This is a genomic window from Cylindrospermum stagnale PCC 7417, assembly GCF_000317535.1.
GTDB lineage: Bacteria > Cyanobacteriota > Cyanobacteriia > Cyanobacteriales > Nostocaceae > Cylindrospermum > Cylindrospermum stagnale.
The window spans coordinates 1,993,748-2,011,061 of the sequence record NC_019757.1 but is presented as its reverse complement, the minus strand read 5'-3'; the positions used below and the strand labels follow the sequence as shown (position 1 = coordinate 2,011,061).

Here is a 17,314-nt window from a genome sequence, read left to right as displayed (position 1 = left end):
AACATTTTACCGGGGCTGAAATCTAACCTTGAAACCATCTTTAGGGTGATTTATGGGAATTCGGACTGGGGTTAAACTTTGATTGGGCAATATTCCCCAATCATAGCGGCGTAAAAGCTGGGCAGCAACAATTTTCATTTCCATTTTGGCAAAGGCGATGCCAACACAGATGCGCGGCCCACCGCCAAAACCGATTAAACTGAAAGGATGTTGTCTATGTTCTTGGCGTTGAGGACTAAAACGTTCTGGGTCAAAACGCTCTGGGTCTGGATAAAGTTCTTTGAGTTGGTGAGTCATGAAAATCGAATAGTATAATTGCCAACCTGCGGGAATGCGAAAGCCATTAAACTCAAATTCTTTAATTACACCACGAAAGCCGCCGGCAACTGGTGTATTTCGTCTTTCAACTTCCCATAAAACTTGGTCTAAATAAGGCATTTGCCCCAATTGTTCTAAACTCAATGCACCAATACTTGCAAGCTGCAATTGTTCTTCCCTAGCACGTTGCATTACTTCTGGGTGACGGGCTAATTCTAAACACAGCCAAGTTAACATTGATGTTGTTGTCTCATGTCCAGCAAAGAGTAACAGCACTGCTTGGGCGATGAGTTCTTTTTCACTCATGCAATTACCTTCTTCATCCCTAGCTTGGACTAACAAACTGAGGGCGTCGTTGGTGGGATTTAGCTGACGTTGTCTGACAACTTTAGTCAAATGCTCTAAAATTTGATTACGAGCTGCTATTGCTTTACCAAATTTAGTAAATGGTAAAGATAAAGGGTTAATTGCAAGCAAACCGTTCGTCAGGTTTTCAAATAATCGACTCAATCGGGCGGCTTCAGCACCGGGATTAGTACCTAGTAATAATTGACTAGCAATATCAAATGTTAGTTGTTTAAACTCCTCTAACCAGGTAAATTCCTGCTTTTGCTCCCACTTTTTGAGATATTTATCGGTAATATCTACCATTGCATCTGCATAATTTGCCAATGCTGGCCCATGTAAGGCTGGCATAATTAAGCGGCGATTTCGGCGATGTTCCTCTCCATCTTGAAGAAACAGTGATTCTCCCAGCAATACCTTGAAATTATTGGGCCATCCTTCACGCCAGGAAAAAGACTCCATGTGACTAGAAAGGAAAAACTCCAACGCTTGTGGCCCAACCATGACAACTGTTGGTCTACCGATAATATTAGTTTTAAAGATAGAGCCATACTTTTGATAACGCTTATTGACAAAGATATAGGGATCAGCTGCAAAGGCAAATGTCTCACCAAATAAAGGTAGACCAAAACTTCCAGGAGGGGTGAGATCGTTTTTCATAAAAAATTATTTCAGAACTCTTAAAAATCAGAGATGAGTCATTAACTTTTGACTAGAGATGAGTCAAAAGTTAATGACTCATAAGCTGTTGCACATTTAACTTGCATATTTTGGGCGGACGAGACATCCACCCCACAAGAAATGTACAATTTAACATTATGCAAACTAGATGTAGTTTAGCTTAATTAATTATCAAACAAGTCTAGATCAGTAACTGCACCGACACTACTAGAAGATACCAGTTTGGCGTATTTTGCTAGTACGCCTTTAGTGTAACGGGGTGCGGGGGGTTGCCAGTTAGCACGCCGTTGGGCTAATTCTGCATCAGAGATATTTAACTGCAAACGGCGAGCCGGGGCATCTATTGTGATGCTATCACCTTCTTCTACTAAAGCGATCGCACCACCAACAGCTGCTTCTGGGGCGACATGACCCACAACCATGCCGTAAGTACCGCCAGAAAAGCGCCCGTCGGTAATTAATCCCACCGCATCGCCCAAACCAGCACCGATAATTGCCGATGTGGGAGCCAGCATTTCCCGCATTCCCGGCCCGCCTTTGGGGCCTTCGTAGCGGATAACGAGAATATCACCGGCTTGAATTTTACCCGCCAGAATTGCATCTAAACAAGATTCTTCTGATTCAAATACCCGTGCGGGGCCGGTAATTACTGGCTTTTTAACGCCTGTAATTTTGGCAACTGCGCCTTCTGTGGCTAAATTGCCTTTGAGAATAGCTAAATGTCCTTGAGCATACATCGGGTTATGCCAAGGACGGATCACATCTTGGTTGGGGGATGGTTCTGCGGGTATGTCTGCTAAGACTTCGGCAACTGTTTCACCGCTGATTGTCAGGGCATCTTCATGTAATAAGCCATGCACCAGGAGCATTTTCATTACTTGGGGAATACCACCGGCTTTGTGTAAGTCTGTAGCTACATACTTACCACTGGGTTTCAAGTCGCATAAAACGGGGACACGGGCGCGGATCACTTCAAAGTCATCTATATTCAGTTCTACACCAGCGGCATTGGCGATCGCTAAAAAATGCAAGACGGCATTTGTCGAACCACCCACCGCCATAATTACCGAAATAGCATTCTCGATAGATTTACGGGTGATAATCTGGCGGGGTAAAATTTGTTGACGAATGGCATCGACCAAGACAAAGGCCGATTTTTCGGTACTATCAGCTTTTTCGGCATCTTCTGCTGCCATTGTGGAGGAATAGGGTAAACTCATCCCCATAGCCTCAAAAGCTGAAGACATGGTGTTAGCTGTAAACATCCCACCGCAGGAACCAGCACCGGGACAAGCCAGACTTTCAACTGCTAAAAGTTCCTTTTCGTCAATTTTGCCGGCGCTGTATTGACCGACTGCTTCAAAGGAACTGACAACGGTGAGATCCCGTCCGTTGTAGTGTCCGGGTTTAATCGTACCACCGTAAACAAAGATCGCAGGAATATTCATGCGGGCGATCGCAATCATTGCCCCTGGCATATTTTTATCACAACCGCCAATGGCGATTACACCATCCATACTTTGCCCTGTGCAGGCAGTTTCTATAGAATCAGCGATAACTTCCCGCGATACTAGGGAATATTTCATCCCTTCAGTTCCCATGGAAATGCCATCGCTAATAGTAATAGTACCGAAGACTTGCGGCATTGCCCCGGCATTTTTAATACTAATTTCTGCCCTTTGTGCCAGTTGATTTATCCCCATATTGCAGGGAGTAATAGTGCTGTAACCGTTAGCAACGCCGACAATGGCTTTGGTGAAGTCTTCATCCTTAAAACCAACTGCCCTGAGCATCGCACGATTTGGCGATCGCTGTACTCCTTGAGTCACAACTTGGCTTCTCAAATTTTCTGACATCTTTTTTCTTTCCCTGCCGTTATCTCACCTGATTTTCTCAAAATATGCTGCACAATTGAGCATGATTCCAGAGGAATGGGTGATCACAGCCTTACGAGTGGCGATCGGCAAAGTCAAAGTATCTAGACTGGTGCAAAAAATATTTATACTATATGATATCAAGTCCTAATTGTATAGGCTGGAACTATGGAGCGAGAAGCTGTAACTGTCCGCATTCCTGCCGACCTACTTCAGCAAGCAAGGCAGTTTCGTGAAGGTAGCGAGTCTTTTAATGAGATGGTTGTTGATGCGATCGCCCGCGAGGTACGACGACGGCGTTCGCTGGCCGCACATCAGCGGATTGTGGCTCGTAGTGCCGAAGTAGAAGCGTCAACAGGTATCCAATCAAGCTCTGTCGAGTTGATCCGTCAGCTTCGAGCAGGTGAGAAACGGCCTAAAATTGTAGGAACTGAAGCAAGGCTGAACCAACGCCATTGACAAAATCAAAGAAACTAGGTTTACCAGTACTGACCTTACTGCCATCGTAGGGTGTTTGCAGTTCTTTAATAAAAGCTTGGGCGGTTTGCATTCCTGGAGCGTTTTGTTGAGATGTAAAGAGTTTTTCTGCCATTTGGGCATCTTGTAAAGCGCTTTTTCTGTCTAAGCTTTGGTAGCGAGCAACACCACGAGATAGATATGCGCCTGCATAGTCGGGTTTAATGGCGATCGCTTGACTGAAATAATCAATCGCTGGTTTTAGATTACCTTTTTCCGCCTCTGCTACACCCCATGCATAAAATTCTTCTGGTTTGGCAATTTGCAATGGTATGCCAATTGCGCCTTGTAAGTAAGTGCTGCTGAGGTTAACACCAGTCAATTCTGCATTAATTAGATAGGTATTTCTCAAGTCAGCACCTACAAGATTTGCGCCACTGAGTTTAGCTTCGCTCAGGTTCACTCCAAATAAACTAGCACCGCTCAAGTTTGCACCCCGCAAATCAGCACCGCTCAAGTTTGCACGGCTGAGGTTAGCACCTGTGAGATTGGCTCCGCTCAAATCGGCTCCCGATAAGTCAGCCATTACCAAACCAGCTACCCTAAGGTCACAATTTTGACATTTTTTAGTAGCCAGTAATTGCCTTATGTGTTCAAAATTCGCCGCTTGGACTGTGGTTGCCAGGTTAACGGTGGTTAAAAATACGGCTGTTGCTAGAATTTGGCTTTTCATACTCGGTGACGCGATCGCTCTTAATCCATAGCTTAGATAGATTTATACCTTAAATCATACGAGTAATCTGAGCAGATTGCCCTCCGTAGATGCCCATATTACTTGCGAAGTTGAGTGAGAGCCAAAACCTCTTGGTTTTGCAAGGACATTTTGGCTGTTTCCTGGCTAGAAGAAGGCAAACTCATTTGAGCAAATAAATTAAGGCTAAATGTTAAGATAACTGCTAGTAAAATTTTCTCCGACATAATAGTAACTCCTCACAAACACCAAGTAACCACTAAAAATTTATCTTCTTCAATTAGTATATTTTATTCTTCCAAATGCCAAGTGACCGAATAATAACTTAACAGTGAGTTAACGGTTGACTATCTGTGATCCTGGTCACATATTTTTGAAATTTAGTCATTGGTTAATCATCGTTCTTTACTACTTGGTAAGCAAAACATTTTCTAGGTAGTTTACTTACAGAATTTCTGGGCATATCGGCATCGGCGAGATATGTGTTTATGTAGATACATACTTACATTATATTCACTGATGTTTTCCTGTCAGGTTTATATTCGCTTATTTTTAGATAGCAATTCCAGATAATATTTAATTTACTGAATTTTATAATTAATGTTAACTCTTAGTAATCAAACACAGATGTCAACTTACCATTAAATAAAATTGCTGAATTTAAAGAATAAATCTGGTATTTTTGGCTTGATTTGATTGAATTATCTGTTGATTATTCAAATTTTATACACAAATACAGATATACCTATACCCATTGACAGAGATAAAAATTACTCCAATTGATTGAGGATAAATTACTAAAAAAATGTAGTAATAAGGCTATTGAGATCAATAAATTCAAGAATAAGTGCTGGATATTTTGTTAGGAGAATATAAAGATGGTTGTAGCTGTGCGTAAGCGTGCTGTAGGCGTATTTCCTCATCGTCGGGATGCTGAAGAAGCACTACATGAGTTGAGAGATTCTGGCTTTCCAATGGACCGAGTTTCTGTGATTGCGCGGGATGCTGAACACAAAGGTGATCTTGCTGGAACCGCAGTGCAAGAGAAGGTTGGCGATAAAGCTGATGAAGGTGCGAAAGTCGGGGCGGTTTCTGGCGGTGCGTTGGGCGGTTTAACTGGCTTATTAGTTGGTCTTGGCACCCTAGCAATTCCGGGAATCGGGCCGATCATGCTTGCGGGAGCAGCAGCGACGACCATAGCTACAACTCTAGCCGGTGCTGGTCTTGGTGCCGTTGCTGGTAGCTTAATCGGGGCATTGATTGGTTTAGGAATCCCCGAAGAACGCGCCAAAGTTTACAACGAACGAGTGCAGCGAGGAGACTATTTAGTCATTATTGATGGCACTGATGCGGAAGTGGCTACAGCACAAGCAATTCTCCATCGGCGGGGTGTGGAAGAGTTTGGCATTTATGACCACCCAAATCGCGAACATGCAACGACTAATGTGACTCCAAGTGCTCATGTAGCTCCTGTAACTCCCATAACTTCTGGCAAACACGCCAGCGCCAGGCGAGCGATCGGTGTTTTTTCTCACCGCCGAGACGCAGAAGTAGCACTGAGAGAACTGCGCGATTCTGGCTTCCCGATGAATAAAGTCTCTTTGATTGCCAAAGACACACAGGGAGAACGCGTTGGTGCAGGTAATAAAGCAGACGAAGGGGCAAAAGCAGGTGCAGCTACAGGCGGCTTATTAGGCGGTTTAGGCGGCTTATTAGTCGGTCTTGGCGCTTTGGCAATTCCTGGAGTAGGGCCCGTAATTGCGGGTGGTGCATTGGCAACCGCTTTGGCAAGCACAGCGGCTGGCGGCGCTATAGGTGCAGCGGCTGGAGGTATTACTGGCGGACTCATTGGCTTAGGAATACCTGAAGATCGAGTGCGGATTTATAGCGATCGCTTCCAAAGAGGTGATTACTTGGTAATTGTTGATGGCACAGAAGCCGAACTTCACCACGCTGAAGCAATTCTCAAACGTCAAGGAATCGAAGAATTTGCCGTCTATGATGCCAGGGATGTAGGCGAACATCGCCCTGGTTCCGACAGAGTTGAGCACCGTGAAACGCCAATTGCTAGCAATGTTCACGTCCATCACGCAGATGATCCTGCTGTGCTGATTATTGATCGCCGAGATCAAAAAGTTTAAGCCAATTTTTAGCAATTTTTAGGAGCAAGATGCTCAATATTTTGCTCCTAAAACTCGCATATACTGCGAGCAAAAACACCATTTTCTGATTTATATCAAGAATTCAACCAATGAAAAAACTAACTGCCTTGCTAATTAGTTCTTTTTTACTTTTGAGTGCAGCTGCTTGTCAAGATACAGCTAAAACAACTGTAACTGCACCAGAACCAGGCGAAGCGCCAGCAGCACCAACTTCACAAGTAACGCAAGCGGCTAAAGAAGATGCTCAGAGTGAGGTCCGCAGAAGACAACTTAATTCTGATATTCGCGCCCGCGAAGAGCGGAATAATACAACTGGGGGCGATACAACCAGAGCCACCGGTGACCTGGCTAGTGAAGTTCGCTCTAAATTGGAAGCTAACATTCCCAATGGTCAACTAACAGTTAATGCGACAGATGATGGTACTGTAACTGTCGCAGGAACTGTGAACGATCAGCAGCAGTTAGCCAAAATTGAACCTTTGGCAAAAGAAATTAAAGGTGTCAATAAAGTAGTCGTCAAAGCAGCCGTTGCTCCTCCAAGCCGCTAAAGTTGCTGAAACCAAATTCCAGTAAATAGGTGGACATCATCAATAAATCCTAATAGTCAAGGCTCAAAAGAAAGAAATTACCCGCACTTTGTGCAGCCTTACTAACAAATTACAAGTCAGGGGCTGCACAAACAAAGATGGACTAAGTTTATTTGCTTCTGCCATTTCCCCCGCCGGGTATTTTTTTTAGTCATATGCTCTTGTTTTGACTGAAGACTGTTATATTTATTTACGTCCATTTATTGATCAAAACTGTTGTGCTTGCCCAACAAGAAACACTATGGAAACCCAACAACAGCAACCGGAATCAGTCAATACTATCTCATCACAAGGTTTGCTAGCCCTTGATGGTACAAACTCTGCTAATCTGCCTAAGCTACCGCCAGCTAGGGAATCTGAAGCCCAATGGCAGCAAATTGGCAGACAAGTTTCTGACTTTTTAGCGCAATTGCCTGAATACATAGGCAGTCTTTTTAACAAATATAAGCAGGCTCTACTATCCCTGGCTGTAATTTTGTCAGCGCTGATTACAGTCAAGGTAGTGTTAGCAGTACTGGATGCGATTAATGGTATTCCGCTGCTATCACCGACATTTGAGTTAATTGGCATTGGTTACGTAACCTGGATTATTTTCCGTTATCTCATCAAAGCTGAAACTCGGCGAGAATTAGCTGAGAAACTTGGATTCTTCAAAAAAGAAATTGTCGGTAGAGAAGGTTAAGAAAGATTTAACTAGCCCTAGCAGCTAATTTAATGTAGGGTGGGCAATGCCCACCTTATATTTGAGAGTATGAATTATTATTTATCTATATACTCCACTTTATATTTGAAAGGTTTAACAACTATTTATCTATAGCAATCCTATCTGATTTACGTTGGCGTATACTGCGCGACAGAGTTAGACAATTAAAAATTAAAAATAGCGCCTCTGGCAAGCCACGCGAACAAAAATAAATTTATTTTTTGTCTCACTCAGAGTCGCAGAGAATGCTCCCGAGGATAAAATAAGGAGCATTTTTCCTAAATAATTTAGGATGACGATGAATAGTCAGCTAAATAAATTTTATCCATAAATTTGTTTTGGTTAAATTTGCATTTACAATGCATCTTTAGATACAGAAACATAGCTAATCTTTTAGTTTTATTCACTCCTCTAGGTAGTATCTTTACCAAGTCCAATAGTCTAATCTAATTATCAAAGTTATTCTGCAAGCAAATTTTTCAGGAGGATATGATTTATGGCTAATGAAGCAACTAATAAAGCGATAGATTCACATGAGCGAGCTGAAGTTGATACTTATGACAGGGGAATTATTCCCGCTGAAACTGCGGCTCGTAAAGAAAGAGAAGGACAAAACTACAAAACTCTTCCAACAGAACAAAAGCTCTCAGATCAGGCTACCGACGACCAAACCGATACCGAGAGCATACGTACCACTGATGGCTATACGGTAGATAAAGAAGGGTTGTTGAATAACTACGCAGTTGAACCGGAAATGTATTATGAAGAACCGGGTGATGCCCAGCAAGCAGCGGCACAAGACACCGCAGAAAGGGTTGAGGAACTGCGAGAAGTTAATCAAGAACAGGAAGGTGAGTTAACAGCCAAAGGTGACAGACGGGGTAAGGGAACGGGAAAAATTTAGTTGTTTTCAAGACGGCATTGTGATGGTGATGATCAGGTTTGATTCTTGATCATCGCTTTTTTCAAATAATTATTGGCTCAAGTTCTTGATTATGCCACTGTCGCTGATACCATTCGGCAACCAAAGGACGGACAATAAACTGAGGATGCCTTGAGCCTTTGACATCAATGCGTAAACAAGAGTAAGGTCTTCGCTTGTGGGAACCTTGACCACTGCGACCAACAAAAAGTTGCGATCGCGCTACTAAGCGATTTTCTTGTTTACCCCCAGCCGCGAAACTTTCCAGCAAATCTGGCCCTTCAGTCCGCTGATGTCGCAGACTAAAGCCACTACCACCACAAACAATCCACTGGATATGAGCATCACCGTGTCCTGTATCCCCTGTTTGCAGGTGTTCTAAGCAGTGTGCATGACCGTTTAACACCAAATCCACCAAAGGACGCCCCTGACTCAGGGAACCTACGGTTTTAGCTACTGCATCCAGCACACCACGTAAGCGGCTGCGAATTGCCAAAGTTTGCGCCTGTTGCCACTTCGTCGCTTCTGTCACATAGGGAGGATGGTGAAAATAAATCACCCTGCCACGAACTTCTGCGGTATTCCAAGAGACAATTAGTTTTTCCTTCAGCCATTCTAGTTGGGCAATATCGGTCTGCGTTGATTGGTCAGAATTTAGCTGTTTGTCGATATCAAGAATAATTTCCTCAATTTGAGACAGCTTGGTTTGCAAGTCGTCCAACTCGTCAGCGTCGCTGTGGTTTTCAGGATTTAGCTTGGTTGAAACTTCCATAATTTGCCGCTTGGACTGCTCTAAATCCTCTCGGCGTTGCTGCAAAAGTCTGCGGTCTGCTGCGCCTTTTTTGGTTTTCGGTAGCGGTGGCGGATCATTAAATGTATTCGAGTCCAAAGCAAAGAAGTCTATACCACCGTAGCGAAAGGTATAGTAACGATTGGGGAGACGGGTGAAGCTTCCAGGCTGGTAGTTAAGACAGCGCCCGTTGTCTATCTCGGCAGTGTAGTATTTATCTAAGTGTTGGGCTAACTCCGCTGGGGAATTAAACCTCTGAAGGTAGTCGAGAAAAGCCTTGGCATAAGCGTCACCTACTCCTGAACCATGCAAGCCCACATCCAAGTCTAAACGCGATCGCAATAAATGACGGACAGGTAGTGTCGTCAGCGATATTAAACTCAAGAGCATCGGCAAATCATAGTAATCGTGATTTCCCAGCACAGGGAGAATCGGCAGTTTAAAAACCATTTGGTCGTAGGCGATGCCCTGGGGATGCTCACCGCCTACGAGAAACTCGCGGTAAGGTTTGATAAAGTTCTGCTGGTAGTATTCACTCGACCCGACTAAATAGACTACATCACCCGTGTGCAACATAAAACGGCATGCTTCGTGATGTTCAAGCATGAGTTTCGCTACCTGACGTTGGGGGTTGTGTCCCCGGTGACTTCCTGAACCACTGTCACCCACAACCAAAAATGAGAACTCAGGATCATTTTCTTGACCATCTTCCAGCACTAGCTGCGTTTGGTCGATGTTCCGTTCCTTAATTAACGGATCTTGCCATCGTACCCGCTGCTGCATTTTGTGAATTTTTTTAGCGATCGCCGAATCGGAAACAAGTTTCAAAGCAGCTTACTCTCCATTATCTGCTGTCTCTTTCAACTCCACAGTCAAATTAGGCAGTCCCTCTAATTTTTCCGTTAGTACCTCTTCTTCTACTGTAGGCACAAAAATCGTTAAACCTGCGGGTACACACCTCACTTCGATCGGCGTTGTCCCGACTAACTCACCATCCACGACCACCTTCTGCGGTGGATCTGTGGTGATTTTAAATTGTTTGCCTCGCAAATAGCCAATATCGTTCCGTTCCACAGCTGTACCAGTAGAAGCAGTTTGAAATAGATGGAACGTTGCCGCGATCGCACCCGCTTTACTAACTGGAGCGACAATTGTTAAATCTAGCAACCCATCATCCACAAAAATCCCCGCCGGACCTTGAGCCAAAACTGATGTGGGTGGTGCAGCATTTGCCACTGTTACCGCTGCGGCAGTCGTTTTAATGATCTTATCTTCAGTTTCAATTTCCACATCAAATGTCTGAAAGTTTCGCAGTTCTTGAAATCCCGCCAGGACGTACGCCAACATCCCAAAGCGATTTTTAGCTGACCTGTCTGCCCGTTCTACGGTTTCCGCCTCAAAGCCAATACCTGCCAGCAGCACCATCGGCTGGTCATTGCAATAGCCTATATCTACCTTCCGAGTTTTACCCTGCAAAATTGTCTCACAGGCAACGGCGATCGTGTCTGGAATGCCTAAAGCTGCGGCAAAAGCGTTTGCTGTGCCCCGCGAGATAATCCCAAACGGAATATCAGTCCCGACTACCGCCGCCGCTGCTGCTGACAAAGTGCCATCTCCCCCGGAAGCAATGATCGCATCTACCCCCCGTTCTACGGCTGCATAGGCGAGTTGATCAGCATCTATTTCTTCCGTTGTGTAATAAATATCTAGGTCAATTTCTGGCTCTAACATTGCCCGAATCTGTCCCAGTTCTAATTCTGGGTCACCCTGACCCGCAACCGGATTAAAGATAAGGCAGGCGGAACGACGCATAAAATTAACAATAAACTTTTAGATAAAACTAACTAATTTTATTGTAGCATTTCTATCAAATTTAAACTTTCCTCTGGCGGTAGGTTTGGCTATGTGTAGGGTGGATAAATCTCAATCTGGTTCGATCAGATCCTCTAGGCTTGTCCTGTTAGGCACATTGCACAAACAACGACTCGCTTAAAAAGAAAGTAAAAAGAGAATCTATCCCTGAAAATTTGAATAAGAGATCCCCTAACTGTATTAATATAAACTAATTTTAAATTTGTCATCTGAAATCTGCTGTTTACCAAAGTTTATAGCGCCTATTGTTTGCCAAAAAATAAAGATGCTCCCCAACAATGTTGTGCCCCAAGGGATAAATATTGAATTATTACATGCAATTAATTACAAACTTTTTGAATTAGTAGTATTGTTAATTTAACTGCATTGTTCAATATTCCTTGCTTTGGCAATAATCTTAACAAGGACAAATGCAAGGATAACATACAATTTCACCATTTTCTAGTACACATCTGATACAGTCATTCGCAACAATCTTACTATCTGTTTTTGTAATTATGCTTGCAAGATTCTGAAATTGTCGCTTATTAACACCAATTGAAACTTGATTGTCAGTTGGGTATGAACTGTTCTGAAGTTTTAGTATGTCATCGCCTAATGTACTGTAAGTTTGATTCGTTATCGCACTTATATTATTCTGAAATTTTGCAGCTTTCTGGAAGTTGAACAGGCTGAAATTGGAGAAAGAAACCTGGTTACAACTGCGGGACTGATTACTTCCAGATTGGTTTCTACCTTCAACTGTTCTGATATTCTCTTGTGTGGCAACATCAGAATTATTAGGTAGAGTAGCATCCTGGGTAATATTGGCAAGAGCAGCGTTTCCAGAGAAAGCTATTGCACCACTTATGGAAATTCCTTTAACCCAAACCCAAAGTTTATTCATGGATGATATTACATCTTGCTAACTAAAATTTAACAACCGATGGTGGCGCTACACCTGTCTTAAATTTTGCATACACTGAGCATAAGTATATCAAATTTAACAAAACTTGATTTGTCTAGAGCTTTTGTCCTCAAAAAATATGGCATTCTAACACTTTATTTCGGCTTAATTATACGAAATAATACTAGATAATTTTGTAGTTATTGTGATATAAAAAAGCTAAATATACCCAAGGTGGAGAAGATGAAATATTTTGTAAAAGGGGGAGCTACAGCGACATTAATCTGGCTGCTATGCTCAACAGCAGCACAAGCAGCAAATTTTACTCAAACTGTCAAACATCAACGCTATCTGTCTCAAAGCTCTAGTGAAGTTGACAAGAACCTGCCATCAGCTACCCCAGTACCAAAAACTTTAGAAGAAAACAGGGAGGAAGCAGTACCAAAAGCTATCGCATCTATCTTACCAGCCGATACACCAGTGGTAGCATCAATTAACACTAAAGCCGAGGCTTGGAGTTCCTTGAGTCGGTTTCAGTATTTTCAATCAATTGTTGAGCTAGTATCGCGGTATTTACCGCCAGATATCAAGTTTGACTATACCAAAGATATTGAGTCTTGGTTGGGAGAGGAAGTTGTGCTGGCATTCTTGCCAAAAACTGAAGATTCCACGGCTATCCTCGACGCTACCTTTCTCATGCTGGCTCCCATTAAAGATGAGACACGCTTACAGCCGTTTTTAGAAAAATTCAAGGAAAAAACAGCAGAAGCAGAAGAGCGGGACTACAAGGGTTTCACCATTTTAGAACTGAAATTTCCCGAATCTGGGCCGATATTACCATCACCTTTGCCTCAAGTTAATCGCTCTACGAACGTTCAAGCTTATTCTGCATCGAAGTTAGAGAAGCCAGCGCCGAAAAAAAGACAACGCAGTTTAGCGATCGCTACTCTACCAGGATATATTGCCGTCGGCATCACCGCTAAATCGATTGAGCAGTTAATCGATACTTCAGAAGCAAACGCCGCAACTTTAGCCCAAAATCCCCAATATCAGCAGGCCAGCCAGTCACTTCAGGCTAGTCAAACGCTGTTTACACTTTATGAGAATCCAACTACTTTTCTGACCTTATTACAGGAAATATCAAAAGATCCAAGTTTGTCTATTCCTGTGGTTGGTTTCGATGCCATCAATTTAGAACAAATCAAGGAATATGGCAGCATAAATGCCATGCTTTCAACGCAAACCGAAGGACTGCGCTTTCAAATCCATGCTTATCGGCAAACACCTACAGCTAAAACTCTTAGCCCCCAGCCCGAGACAATTCTCACTCGGATGCCGGCAGCAACTTACTCTGCTTTCACCGGTCGCAATCTCAACCAACAGTGGCAAGTCCTGACTACAGCAATTAGTGCGAAACCGGAACTTAAAGAATGGCTGACAAAATTCCGTGATTTCGTCCGTACCAACAGTGGTTTAGATGTAGACAAAGACATCCTCAGTTGGATGGAAGGTGAATACGGTTTCTTCCTATTTCCTACTAAGGGAGGACTATTTAAAATCTTAGGGGGCGATTTTAATTTAGGAATAGGCTTGGCTGTGCAAACGAACAATCGAGCCACAGCAGATACTACCCTGAAAAAGTTAAATGAATTTGTTAACTCCTCATCCAGCGGGGGAATAGAGGTTAACACTCACACCATCAAGGGTCAGCCTGTCACCAGTTGGGATATCCTAGGCGATTCCTCACAAAGCTTGCTGGCTTATAGTTGGGTAGATGAAAATACAATCGTTGTGACAACTGGGTTTGGGGCAATTGCCGACTTAGTACCACAGCCTTATATATTGTTGCCTTCGACGTATAACTTTACCACTGCTACCAAGTCCCTCCCCCATCCCAACTACGGTTATTTTTATGTCAATATGGGGTCTTCCCTCTCATGGGCTTACGGGCTTGTACCAGAAGAATATAGCAACAACGAATACTTCCGAACTTTTAAACAGATTATTGGTTCAATTTACAGCATTAGCGCTACAAGTTCCACCACAGTTGACCGAGAACAATTTGACTTTCTCGTAGTTTTAGCACCCACCAGAAAACAAAAAGAATAAAATTTAAAATTCTTTCGCACCTAACATCTGCAAGAGTTTTTCTACATTATCCAACCCACCGACAATGCGCCGAATCGGGTGAGGCCAAATCTTCACGAGGGTAGGAGTTGCTGAAACCTGATCGATTTCTGCTTGTTCTGGGTGTGTTAAAACATCAATAACTTTTAGGGTATAAGGGTATCCGAGCGATCGCTCTAGCAGTTCATGCAAATTCTGGAGAATGCGTTCTGTAGTCCCGCTATGTCCAGCCACAAACAAGCGGAGGACATAGCCTTGAGTCATGAGTGGCGGTTTTTGGGCAGTAATTACTGGTTGGTGGTATTGCGGTACTGGTTCAGAAAGGTCTAAGCGGACAATTAAGTCGTGATCTTCCCAAAGTTGCGGGAATGAAGAACGATAAGTTGCCAACACCATGCGATCGCACAATCCCTCCTGCCAGGGCGCTGCTTGCCATACTAGGTCACCCGTGCCAAAAATCGCGTTTAGCACAGCCTGATGGCGAATAACCGCCGGATAAGCTTCTGCAAATGTTCGCACTTGTTGGTTGCGCGGATCTAACCAGTGGTCAATAGTTGCCGTATAGCAAGGTACTAAAAAGTGAGGTGGCTCTGATAAATCGAGGATTTCTTGTAAAGCACTGCACAAATGCGAATGCCATCGACCTTGCTTGCTAGGATCGATGCAGTAAATCAAATCTCCACCAGGTGTAAACAGCGTAATGCCTTTGAACAACTGGGGTCTAGATAGTTTGTCTGTAGTTAACTTAGTCACAGGCAGCCAGGGAACTCAAACGTCAACATTGACATTCTCCCACCGCTAATCAGTCCTTTCCTGATAAAGCGGGGGATTCCAAAGATCGCTCTTTGGGCTTCCTCTTTCCACGACTCGGCTTACTTGGAGGAGTTGCCCCACCCAGGCAGAGGTCGATGTCTCCAGAGGCGTTAGTTCCGACGTGAAGAAACCGTACTCAGTGCTTTTTCTAAGATATTTCGTGCTGCATTATGGTCGCGGTCTTGAGTATGCCCACAGTGAGGGCAAACATGAGTTCTGGACGAGAGAGATTTTTTGACAATCTCACCACAATTAAGTTATCAAAAAACCGAGCAATAGCAGACCACGCTCTTTCAGCAGAAGCTTGCCTTGCCAACGCGCTTCGCGCATGCTACGCAAACGAGTTCAACTTGGATACCCAAGAAAACTCCTTATTAGCAGCGAGCACCGCACAGAATTTACTCAGGTCGTATCGCCCAATGCCTTTGTTGTCCAGCCAGTATCTCAGGCAAGCATTGCGAACAAAACGAGCAGTTCTAATCGCCTCATTCAGCGACTGATACTGCTTGTTTGTTCCCTCAAGTTTGGCCTCAAATACCAGCATATTTACGTCAGGTACACTAAGATAAATTATATTATGTCAGCACCCCCTAATGTGTCGGACTTTGAAACCAAAGCTGAAATCCTCCAAAGGTTTTCGGGCTTGAGGTGAAATTCAGATGCAAGCCCCTACGCACTGCGGTACTCTGCGAGTGTGGCGGGTAGTTTACTCACATCAATAGCTGAAGTGCTGATAAGTAATAGCTGATAGCTCACATGACTACTGAACTGCTGCAAAAAGTACGGGTGATAGACCCGGTTTCGGAAACTGATCAATTAGCGGATGTGCTGATTGCTGATGATTATATTCAAGCAATCGCTTTAAATATTTCTGATATTAGTCCTGATACTCAAGTCCGCGATTGTCGGGGATTGGTTCTCGGCCCTGGGTTGGTAGATTTGTATAGCTACTCCGGCGAACCGGGGTTTGAAGAACGAGAAACCCTGTTATCTTTCTTGCAAGCTGCTGCTGCTGGTGGTTTTACGAGAGTGAGCATTTTACCGGATACATCTCCACCCATCGATAATCCTAGTCTTGTAGCACAGTTGCAGAAAATGAGAGGGGGAGAGAAGGAGAAAACTTTCCCTCATATGCATCTATGGGGTGCGATGACTCTGGATGTTGCTGGTAAGCAATTGACTGAATTAGCTGATTTAGCAGCAACGGGAGTTGTTGGTTTTACTGATGGTAAACCGTGGGAAAATTTGGGATTAGTGCGAAGAGTGTTGGAGTATCTCCAACCTTTTAATAAACCTGTAGCATTTTGGCCGTGCGATCGCCAATTATCTGCCAATGGAGTGATGCGGGAAGGTTCCGAGGCGTTACGTTTGGGTTTACCCCCCGTACCCGCCAGCACTGAAACCACCGCTGTTGCCGCTTTGTTGGAATTAGTCGCCGCTATAGGCACACCAGTACATATTATGCGTGTCTCCACAGCTCGCAGTGTAGAGCTGATAGCAGCCGCAAAAACTCAAGGTTTACCCGTCACTGCCAGCACCACTTGGCTGCACCTGTTATTGGATACCAAAGCGGTTAAAAGTTATCACACTTCGTTGCATTTAGACCCGCCGTTAGGCAATCCCAGCGATGTTGTTGCCTTACGTGCGGGGGTGCGTGGGGGGGTGATTGATGCGATCGCTATTGACCACAGGGGCTACACCTACGAAGAAAAAGTGCAGGCATTTGCCGAATCGCCAGCGGGGGCCATTGGTTTTGAGTTAGCATTACCCCTACTATGGCAGCATCTTGTAGAAACTGGGGAATTGACTCCTCTAGAATTATGGCAGGCATTGAGTAGCAGACCAGCGCAATGTTTACAGCAAAAAGTAAATGCGATCGCACCTGCTCAAAAGGCAGAATTAACATTATTTGACCCCCAGCAAACTTGGCAAGTCAACAGGCAAAATCTTTATACACTTTCTAGTAATACATCTTGGTTTGGGCAACAATTAACAGGTCGCGTCGTTCAAACTTGGTGTTAATTCCC

At 43.9% G+C, this 17,314-nt stretch carries 15 protein-coding genes and 1 pseudogene; 7 read left to right on the top strand and 9 right to left on the bottom strand.

Going from position 1 to position 17,314, the window contains the following annotated elements:
* Positions 1 to 6: 6 nt before the first annotated feature.
* Together CYLST_RS08270 and ilvD are read right to left on the bottom strand one after the other, a co-directional pair.
* On the bottom strand, positions 7 to 1,323 hold the full coding sequence (locus CYLST_RS08270) for a cytochrome P450 (RefSeq protein ID WP_015207260.1): 1,317 nt from the start codon (positions 1,321 to 1,323) through the stop codon (positions 7 to 9).
* A 185-nt stretch (positions 1,324 to 1,508) separates the two neighbouring features.
* Complete coding sequence (ilvD, locus tag CYLST_RS08265) at positions 1,509 to 3,200, bottom strand: dihydroxy-acid dehydratase (protein ID WP_015207259.1); 1,692 nt, start codon at positions 3,198 to 3,200, stop codon at positions 1,509 to 1,511.
* Between the two features lie 186 nt (positions 3,201 to 3,386).
* On the opposite strand from ilvD, the gene CYLST_RS08260 reads away from it, so the two are divergent.
* Positions 3,387 to 3,677 (top strand): YlcI/YnfO family protein, encoded by a 291-nt coding sequence (locus tag CYLST_RS08260; RefSeq protein WP_015207258.1) that lies wholly within the window; start codon positions 3,387 to 3,389, stop codon positions 3,675 to 3,677.
* On the opposite strand, the gene CYLST_RS08255 is transcribed toward CYLST_RS08260, so the two are convergent.
* Together CYLST_RS08255 and CYLST_RS35135 are read right to left on the bottom strand one after the other, a co-directional pair.
* Entirely contained in the window at positions 3,634 to 4,407 is a 774-nt protein-coding gene (locus CYLST_RS08255) for a pentapeptide repeat-containing protein (protein ID WP_015207257.1), read from the bottom strand. The genes CYLST_RS08260 and CYLST_RS08255 overlap by 44 nt on opposite strands.
* A 98-nt stretch (positions 4,408 to 4,505) precedes the next feature.
* Complete coding sequence (locus CYLST_RS35135) at positions 4,506 to 4,652, bottom strand: hypothetical protein (RefSeq protein WP_015207256.1); 147 nt, start codon at positions 4,650 to 4,652, stop codon at positions 4,506 to 4,508.
* 651 nt (positions 4,653 to 5,303) lie between these two features.
* On the opposite strand from CYLST_RS35135, the gene CYLST_RS08250 reads away from it, so the two are divergent.
* The 4 genes from CYLST_RS08250 to CYLST_RS08235 all read left to right on the top strand — a co-directional run bounded on the left by CYLST_RS08250 (position 5,304) and on the right by CYLST_RS08235 (position 8,781).
* Positions 5,304 to 6,566, top strand: coding sequence for a general stress protein (locus CYLST_RS08250; RefSeq protein ID WP_015207255.1), 1,263 nt, complete (start codon positions 5,304 to 5,306; stop codon positions 6,564 to 6,566).
* Between the two features lie 110 nt (positions 6,567 to 6,676).
* Positions 6,677 to 7,135, top strand: a complete 459-nt coding sequence (locus CYLST_RS08245; RefSeq protein WP_015207254.1) for a BON domain-containing protein — start codon at positions 6,677 to 6,679, stop codon at positions 7,133 to 7,135.
* A 280-nt stretch (positions 7,136 to 7,415) separates the two neighbouring features.
* Entirely contained in the window at positions 7,416 to 7,856 is a 441-nt protein-coding gene (locus CYLST_RS08240) for a CAAD domain-containing protein (protein ID WP_015207253.1), read from the top strand.
* A 517-nt stretch (positions 7,857 to 8,373) separates the two neighbouring features.
* A complete protein-coding gene (locus CYLST_RS08235) occupies positions 8,374 to 8,781 on the top strand; it encodes a hypothetical protein (RefSeq protein ID WP_015207252.1) in 408 nt (135 codons plus the stop codon).
* Between the two features lie 61 nt (positions 8,782 to 8,842).
* Here CYLST_RS08235 and CYLST_RS08230 read toward each other — a convergent pair whose 3' ends face one another.
* From CYLST_RS08230 to CYLST_RS08220, 3 genes are all read right to left on the bottom strand, one after another.
* On the bottom strand, positions 8,843 to 10,417 hold the full coding sequence (locus tag CYLST_RS08230; protein WP_015207251.1) for a metallophosphoesterase family protein: 1,575 nt from the start codon (positions 10,415 to 10,417) through the stop codon (positions 8,843 to 8,845).
* 6 nt (positions 10,418 to 10,423) lie between these two features.
* On the bottom strand, positions 10,424 to 11,401 hold the full coding sequence (locus CYLST_RS08225) for a YegS/Rv2252/BmrU family lipid kinase (RefSeq protein WP_015207250.1): 978 nt from the start codon (positions 11,399 to 11,401) through the stop codon (positions 10,424 to 10,426).
* 457 nt (positions 11,402 to 11,858) lie between these two features.
* Positions 11,859 to 12,347 (bottom strand): hypothetical protein, encoded by a 489-nt coding sequence (locus CYLST_RS08220; RefSeq protein ID WP_015207249.1) that lies wholly within the window; start codon positions 12,345 to 12,347, stop codon positions 11,859 to 11,861.
* Positions 12,348 to 12,590: 243 nt separating this feature from the next.
* Here CYLST_RS08220 and CYLST_RS08215 point away from each other — a divergent pair, with 243 nt between their 5' ends.
* Positions 12,591 to 14,456: a DUF3352 domain-containing protein gene (locus CYLST_RS08215; protein ID WP_015207248.1), complete on the top strand. Its 1,866-nt coding sequence runs from the start codon at positions 12,591 to 12,593 to the stop codon at positions 14,454 to 14,456.
* Positions 14,457 to 14,459: 3 nt separating this feature from the next.
* Here CYLST_RS08215 and CYLST_RS08210 read toward each other — a convergent pair whose 3' ends face one another.
* Together CYLST_RS08210 and CYLST_RS33210 are read right to left on the bottom strand one after the other, a co-directional pair.
* Entirely contained in the window at positions 14,460 to 15,227 is a 768-nt protein-coding gene (locus CYLST_RS08210) for a circadian clock KaiB family protein (RefSeq protein WP_015207247.1), read from the bottom strand.
* A 49-nt stretch (positions 15,228 to 15,276) separates the two neighbouring features.
* Positions 15,277 to 15,831, bottom strand: a pseudogene (locus CYLST_RS33210) (zinc ribbon domain-containing protein).
* A gap of 212 nt (positions 15,832 to 16,043) precedes the next feature.
* On the opposite strand from CYLST_RS33210, the gene CYLST_RS08200 reads away from it, so the two are divergent.
* Positions 16,044 to 17,309, top strand: a complete 1,266-nt coding sequence (locus CYLST_RS08200; protein ID WP_015207245.1) for a dihydroorotase — start codon at positions 16,044 to 16,046, stop codon at positions 17,307 to 17,309.
* Positions 17,310 to 17,314 lie beyond the last annotated feature (5 nt).